Below are 7,345 nucleotides of genomic sequence, written 5' to 3' on the forward strand. Positions count from 1 at the left end.
CACGGTGCGCGACAGGTGATTCGGCGCTCACCCTCCGTCGTGAAAGCGGATAATCTCCGGCACAAAACGAACGCGGAAGGTTTGAACGCCTACCAAGACGATCAACCGGAACGATCAGCGAACGGCGACCGGCGGATGCCGCCCGGGCCGGGAGGCTGGGGGCTGGGGCCCGGGGCCTGGGGGGCCGGGCGGCCGGTCACCGCGTCGTTCACCGGCCGAGCTGGGCCAGCACCTCCGCCGGGCGGTTGGTGATGATCGCCGACACCCCCAGCTCCAGGCAGAGCTCCACGTCGGCCGGCTCGTCCACGGTCCAGACGTGCACCTGGTGGCCCAGCTCGCGCAGCCGCGTCACCAGCCGGGGCCTGGCCCGCACCAGGTCGATCCCCGGCCCGGCGATCCGTGCCCCGCCCGGCAGCGCCGCGCCCGGGCGCAGCCGGCCCTGCAGCGGCAGCATCCGCTCGAACAGGAAGACCCGCGGGTAGTCCGGTGCGGCGGCGGCCACCCGGGCCAGGGCCAGCGAGGAGAAGCTCATGATCCGGGCCTGCGGGCGGTCGTCCGTGCGGGGCTCGCCGGTCTGCTGCGCGCCGCCGATCTTGAACCGTTCGAGCATCCGCAGCAGCTCGCTCTCGACCCGCCCGCGGAAGCGGACCGGGTGCTTGGTCTCGATCGCGAGGTCCACCGGCCGGCCGCAGTCCACGGCCAGTTCCAGCAGGCTCTCCAGCCGCAGGACGCCGCGCAGCTCCGGGTCGGTGCTCGGCACCCCGGTCTTCCAGGCGCCGAAGTCGTGCGCCTCCAGCTGCGCCAGCGTCATCGCCGAGACGGTGCCGCGGCCGTCCGAGACCCGGCCGATCCGGCGGTCGTGCACGCAGACGAGCTGCCCGTCGGCGGTCACCCGGACGTCGCACTCGAGCGCGTCCGCGCCCTCGTCGAGCGCGCGGCGGTAGGCCGCGAGCGTGTGCTCCGGCAGGGCGTGCGAGGAACCGCGGTGGGCGATCACCTGGACGGGCGGCGCGGTGCGCGCCGCCGCCGGGGAGAGGTCAGGGCTGGTCACGGGTCCACGATAGGCGGCGGAAGTGACGCCGGAGCGAAGACGGTCCCAACCTGCGGGGCCGTCTCCGCCCGTTCGTCCGCCCGTCCGTCCGGCGGCTTCCGTCCGGTGATCCCGGCGAGTCCGGCGAGTCCGGTGACTGCGGAGCGCGGTCAGGCGGCGGCGGGCTGCCGCCGGGTGAGCGGGGTGAGCGCCCAGGTGGCCAGGGCGGGCACCAGGAAGCCGAACAGCGAGGCCGAGGTCCACTCCTGCGGGGTGAAGTGCAGCACCTCCTGGACGGACGTCCAGAAGTCCGTCCACCAGCCGGCGACCGCGGTCGGTGCGATCAGCTGGTACACCGCGAAGCCGAGCGCCCACGGCAGCAGCATCAGCCAGCGGGAGGGCGCGTCGTCGGCGAGGTTCCAGCCGCGCCGCCCGGCGCCGAGGAAGTAGTCCACCGCCAGCACCGCGAACATCGGCACGAAGACCGAGCCGATCAGGCCCAGGAAGGCGTAGTACGAGTCGGTGAACTCGGTGATCTGCAGCGCCAGCACGGTGATCAGCAGGCCCGTCCCGCCGGTCAGCACCCGGCGGTCCACCCGCGGCAGCAGGTTGTGGACCGACATCGCGGTCGAGTACACGTTGGCGAAGGACTGGTCGGTCTCGCGCAGCACCAGGACCAGCAGGAACACCCAGCCGGCCCAGACGCCCAGGAACGAGTCGAAGATCCTCGTGGCGTCGCCGTCCGCCTGCAGCAGCGCGAACAGCCCGAGCACGTAGCACCAGACCTGGGCGATCGTGTAGCCGGAGAAGCTGCCCCAGAACGCGGCCCGCGGGGTGCGCGAGTGCCGGGTGTAGTCGGCGGCCAGCGGCACGAAGGAGATCGAGACGGCGATCATCGCGTCGGTGGCCCTGAGGAAGCCGTGCCAGTTGCCCGCGCCCGGGTCCGGCACGCCGTGGCGGCCCAGCTGGACGGTGAAGTACACCATCGCGACCGCCACCGCCGCGGCGACGAAGCGGCGCAGCACCGCGATCGCGCCCAGCGGCCAGATGGTCAGCGCGGTGGTCACCGCACCCGCCAGGACGACGAACACCCAGCGGTAGCCCTCGGTGTGCGCGACGGTCTGCGCACCCATCGCGATGACCAGCAGCTCGTACACGCCCCAGCCGAGGCACTGGACGATGTTCAGCACGGTGGGCACGTACGAGAGCCTCGTCCCGAAGAGCCCGCGCAGGTTCGCCATCGCCGGTGCGCCGGTGCGCGCGCCGATCAGCGCGGCCACGCCGAGCATCGCGGTGCCGACCGCCGTGCCGGCCACGATCGCGGTGATCGCGGCGGCCAGCGACAGCTCGCTGCCCGGCGCGCCCAGCACGGTGGCGGCGGTGGTGAAGCCGATCAGGCTGACGCCGAGGTTCATCCAGAGCGCGAAGTGGTCCCGGAACCGCAGCGTGCGCGGCGGCTCGGTGTCCAGGACGAGCGGCGCCTCCACCCGCCCGTCCCGCTCCGGCCGGTCCAGGACGGCGGTGGCGGCCGTGGAACCGGGCGCGGCCGTGGCGGCGTCGGAGTGAACGGTCGCGGACGACTCGGAGAAATCCTTGGACGCGGGTGCGCCCGAAGAAGAGGATGGCGAAGCAGACGGCATGGCCGATACTCCCTACGCCGGCATTACCCGGACAGGTTCCGGCGGTCAGCGCCCCCTCGACGCTCCGTCCACGGATCCCGTGGCGTACGGTCGACCGGCGCACTCTCAGCCTGGTGGGTCCAAGCTCCCGCGTGTCAGTTTGGAGCGACAGGCTAACCGGCGCGGGGGTGAACGCCAAGGCCAGACGCCCGGCGGTCCGCATCGCGGGACGCCGCGGACGCCCGGCGGAGGCCCCGCGGCAGGGCTCGTGGAGGGCGCCGGGGAGGGCCTCGCGGGGGGCGCTGTCGGACCGGGCTAAGGATTCTTATGAGTTCTTCAGAAGGGTCCTTACGGCAATCGAATCGAGTGTGCGAAAAACTATGGTTGTTGGTCCTGTCAGCTATGGAGGTCGTCCGTGAGCACCGAGCGCGAGGTTGGGTCCACCGGGCCGCAGGGGGAGCAGCCCTCCGGCGGCCAGGGGGTGGTGGGTCCCGCTCCTGACGGTCCGGCGCAGTCCGCGTCCGCCCGTCCCGTCCCCGCAGCGGCGCCCGAGGCCGACTACCCGCTGACCGAGGCCGCGGCGGGTGCCCAGGCCCCGGCCGCGACCCAGGCCGAAGGCCGCTCCAACCCGACGCTGGCGTTCAGCAAGGTGAGCGCTCCCGAGCCCGCGGCCGCCCCGGCCCCCGCGGCTCCCGCTCCCGCCGTGGCCGACGCCGGCTACCTCGACGCCCCGCCGCCGGTCCTGCCGCCCGCCCCGGCCGCGCCCGCCGCCCCGGCGGCCCCCGCGCCGGCCGGCAACCCGTACGCCACCCCGGCCGCCGGCGTCCCCGCGCCCGCCGCCCCGGTCGCCGCGGCACCCCAGGACCCGTACGGCGCCCCGTCCGCCCCCGGTGCGCCCGCCGCGCCCGGCCAGCACCACCCGTTCGGCGCAGGCCAGCCGCTCGGCGGCTGGGGCATGCACGACGCCACCTCCGGCGGCGCCGGCACCCCCGGCGGCCCGGGCTACCCCGGGGGCCCGCTCGGCTACCCCGCCGAGTACCCCGGCAGCCCCGAGCCGGCCGGCCCGCGCAAGAAGCGCGGCGGCCTGATCGCCCTGGTCGCGGCCGTCGCCCTGGTCGCCGGCGTGGCCGGCGGTGCGCTCGGCGTCGCCGTCGCCGACCGCAACGACAGCAGCATCTCCGCCGCGGACGACCACCGGAGCACCACCGTCCAGGCCAACAACCCGGGGAAGAACGAGCCGGCCCCCGGCTCCGTCGCCGGCATCGCGCAGAAGGCGCTGCCCAGCGTCGTCACCATCAAGGCGCAGGGCAACGGCGAGTCCGGCACCGGCACCGGCTTCGTCTTCGACACCGAGGGCCACATCCTCACCAACAACCACGTCGTCGCCCCCGCCTCCAACGGCGGCAAACTGACCGTCAAGTTCGCCGACGGCAGCTCCTACGGCGCCTCGGTGCTCGGCCGCGCCGAGGGCTACGACGTCGCCGTCGTCAAGCTCGACAGCCCGCCGAAGGGCAAGCTGACGCCCCTTCCGCTGGCCGACTCCGACAAGGTCAACGTCGGCGACTCCACCATCGCCATCGGTGCCCCGTACGGCCTGGAGTCCACCGTCACCACCGGCATCATCAGCGCCAAGGACCGCCCGGTCGCCTCCGGCGACGAGACCGGCGCCCAGTCCTCGTACATGAACGCCCTGCAGACCGACGCCTCCATCAACCCCGGCAACTCCGGCGGCCCGCTGCTGGACTCCAGCGGCGCGGTGATGGGCATCAACTCGGCCATCCAGTCCAACACCTCCAGCACCGGCCGGGCCGGCAGCATCGGCCTCGGCTTCGCCATCCCGATCAACCAGGCCAAGTGGGTCGCCGAGACCCTGATCAAGACCGGAAAGCCGGTGTACGCCAAGCTCGACGTGCTGCGCAACGACGACTACAAGGGCGACGGCGCGCAGATCCAGACCCGCGACATCCAGGGCACCCCCGCCGTCACCCCCGGCGGCGCCGCCGACAAGGCCGGCCTCAAGCCCGGCGACGTCATCACCAAGCTCGGCGGCAGCCCGATCGAGAACGGCCCCGCCCTGGTCAGCAAGATCTGGACGCACAAGCCCGGCGAGACCGTCGACGTCGAGTACACCCGCAACGGCCAGACCTTCACCACCAAGGTCACGCTCGCCGAGCGCGTCGGCGACAACTGACCCCCGCCCCCGGCGAAACCCTGTGCACCGAACCCCGCCGGACCCGTTAGGCTGACCTCCGCCTGGAGAGCTGCCCGAGCGGCCTAAGGGAACAGTCTTGAAAACTGTCGTGGCGTGACCCGTCACCGTGGGTTCGAATCCCACGCTCTCCGCTGGTAGGAGAAGAACCACCTGCTCAGGGCGGGTACCGGCAACACGCCGGTACCCGCCCTCGGTGTTGTGCGGGCCGGGTGGGGGCGTCGGGTGGTGTCCGGCGGTGTCCGGTTTCACCTGAACGGGGGGTTTGCGACGGGGGTGTCCTCGTACGGGGACCCGGGTCTCGTGTGCCGGGAGTGAGGGGCGGAGACCGCCCCGGGCCCGGCGAGGAGAGACGGATGGCCTGGTACCCCGGCGCTGAGAAGCTGGAGCTTCAGCCCGAGTCGGACGCGCAGCCGGCGATCGTGCCGACGCAGGTGATCTTCCACAGCATCGCGGCGCCGTGGACGCCGCGGCGCATGTACGAGTACTGGCGGGACTCGACCAACCTGGAGTCGCACTTCGGGGTGGGGTACGACGGGCAGGTGGGCCAGTTCATCGGCACCCAGACCCGGGCGGACGCCAACATGCTGGCCAACCGGCGGGCGGACGGGACGGGGGCGGTGAGCGTCGAGTCGGCCAGCAACGACCAGCACACCGACCCGTGGACGGACGCGCAGGTCGCCGCGCTGGTCGCGCTCGGACTGTGGCTGCACCGGCAGCACGGGATCCCGGTGCGGGTCTGCCGCACCGCCGAGGACCCGGGCTACGGGTACCACCGGCTCTTCCCGGACTGGTCGGACGGCGGCACCGCCTGCCCCGGTGACGCCCGGGTGCGGCAGTTCCACGAGGTCGTGCTGCCCCGCATCGCGGCGGGCGCGAACGGGACGGGCACCCCGCTGCCGCCGCCGCCCCCGGACACCGCGCCGGCCCGGTACCGGGTGACCGTCAACGGGCTGGAGTACGGCTACGGCGCGCACGGGCCGCAGGTCCGCGAGGTGGGCGAGGCGCTGGTGGCGGCCGGGCACGGCTCGTACTACACGGTCGGCCCGGACGAGGACTGGCGGGACGCCGACACCCTCAACTACCAGGAGTACCAGCGCAGTCTCGGCTACTCGGGGACGGCGGCGGACGGGGTGCCGGGCGAGGAGTCGCTGCGCCGGCTGCTCGGCCGGCTGCCCTCGCCGCGGCGGGTCTCGCTGGCGCACGTCGTGGCGGCGGCCCGGACCGACCCGGGGGCCGAGCAGGGGCACCAGACCTACGGCGGTGAGGTCCGGATCGTCGAACAGGCGCTGGCCGACGAGGGGTTCCTGGAACCGCGCTGGGTGGACGGCTCGCTCGGCAGCCGGACGGTGCAGGCGTACGCGGCGTTCCAGCGCAGCCTCGGCTACACGGGCCAGGACGCGAACGGCATCCCCGGGCAGCGCAGCCTGCGCGAGCTGGGACTGCGGCGGGGGTTCGACGTGACGGACTGAGCGGCCGCGGGCGGTCGCCGGCCCGGTGCTTGACCATGACACGGTGTGAGGCACTGCACTGGAGGCATCATGTTCAACATCGGAGACTTCGCCAAGCACGGCCGGGTGTCGGTCCGCATGCTGCGCCACTACGACGCGATCGGGCTGCTGCGCCCGGCCCGCGTCGATCCGGTCAGCGGCTACCGCTCCTACGAGGCGGCCCAACTCGCCCGGCTCAACCGCGTCATCGCCCTCAAGGACCTCGGCTTCACGCTGCAACAGGTGCTGGCCGTGCTGGACGAGCAGGTGGACGCGGCCGAGCTGCGCGGGATGCTGCGGCTGCGGCGGGCCGAACTCGCCGCGGCGATGGCGGCGGACGCCCAGCGGCTGGCCCGGGTCGAGGCGAGGCTCCGGACGATCGAGAGCGAGGGTTCCATGACGGTGCACGAGGTCGTGGTGAAGCGGGTGCCGGCGGTCCGGGCGGCGGAGCTGACGGCCGTCGCGGCGAGCTACGAGCCGGAGGACATCGGGCCGGTGATCGGCCCGCTGTTCGACGAGCTCTGCCGCCGGCTGGCGGATGCGGGGGTGGCGGGGACCGGTCCGTCGGTGGCGCGGTACGAGGACGTGCCGGACGGGGACGGCGCGGTGCTGGTCCGGGTGGCCGTCCCGGTCGGGGCGGCGGTGACCGGGGGAGCGGGGCGGGGCTTCGAGGTGGTCGACCTGCCGGAGCTCGCGGAGGCGGCGACCGTCGTGCACCGCGGGTCGATGGACGACACGGTGGGCGCCTTCCAGACGCTCGCCCGCTTCATCGCCGAGAACGGCTACCGCTCGGCGGGGTACGCCCGGGAGCTGTACCTGGAGTGCCCGGACGACCAGGCGGACTGGGTGACCGAGCTGCAGGAACCGGTCATCCGGCCCTAGGTCCGGACAGGGCCTAGCCGCAATGCCGGTGACTTAGGTCGTGTTCGTTCTGGTGATCGCGATGACTGTGGGGGCTGGTGGTGGCCAGTCGCGGTGTTGGGCGCGTTTGAGGGGC

Annotated in this window: 5 protein-coding genes, 1 tRNA gene and 1 riboswitch; of the genes, 4 read left to right on the top strand and 2 right to left on the bottom strand. The window is 73.6% G+C overall.

Features of this window, described 5'->3' with window-relative positions:
- Positions 1–208 precede the first annotated feature (208 nt).
- Positions 209–1,051 (bottom strand): glycerophosphodiester phosphodiesterase family protein, encoded by an 843-nt coding sequence (locus tag ABZ885_RS14860; RefSeq protein WP_360187690.1) that lies wholly within the window; start codon positions 1,049–1,051, stop codon positions 209–211.
- Positions 1,052–1,200: 149 nt separating this feature from the next.
- Positions 1,201–2,670 carry a cytosine permease gene (locus ABZ885_RS14865; protein ID WP_360187692.1) on the bottom strand — a complete coding sequence of 490 codons (1,470 nt, stop codon included), beginning with the start codon at positions 2,668–2,670 and terminating at the stop codon, positions 1,201–1,203.
- Positions 2,663–2,811: riboswitch (TPP riboswitch) on the bottom strand. Its footprint overlaps the gene before it by 8 nt.
- A 253-nt stretch (positions 2,812–3,064) precedes the next feature.
- Between ABZ885_RS14865 and ABZ885_RS14870 the strand changes: the two genes are divergently transcribed.
- The 4 genes from ABZ885_RS14870 (at position 3,065) to ABZ885_RS14885 (ending at position 7,230) form a co-directional block, all read left to right on the top strand.
- The gene (locus tag ABZ885_RS14870) at positions 3,065–4,840 is read left to right on the top strand and encodes a trypsin-like peptidase domain-containing protein (RefSeq protein ID WP_360187694.1); all 1,776 of its coding nucleotides are present in this window, start codon (positions 3,065–3,067) and stop codon (positions 4,838–4,840) included.
- 64 nt (positions 4,841–4,904) lie between these two features.
- A tRNA-Ser gene (locus tag ABZ885_RS14875) sits at positions 4,905–4,992 on the top strand.
- A 222-nt stretch (positions 4,993–5,214) separates the two neighbouring features.
- Positions 5,215–6,330, top strand: coding sequence for a peptidoglycan-binding protein (locus tag ABZ885_RS14880; RefSeq protein WP_360187695.1), 1,116 nt, complete (start codon positions 5,215–5,217; stop codon positions 6,328–6,330).
- 69 nt (positions 6,331–6,399) lie between these two features.
- Positions 6,400–7,230, top strand: coding sequence for a MerR family transcriptional regulator (locus ABZ885_RS14885; RefSeq protein WP_360187697.1), 831 nt, complete (start codon positions 6,400–6,402; stop codon positions 7,228–7,230).
- The last annotated feature ends 115 nt before the right edge of the window (positions 7,231–7,345 follow it).

It is taken from the genome of Kitasatospora sp. NPDC047058 (genome assembly GCF_040643935.1).
Taxonomy (GTDB): Bacteria; Actinomycetota; Actinomycetes; order Streptomycetales; family Streptomycetaceae; genus Kitasatospora.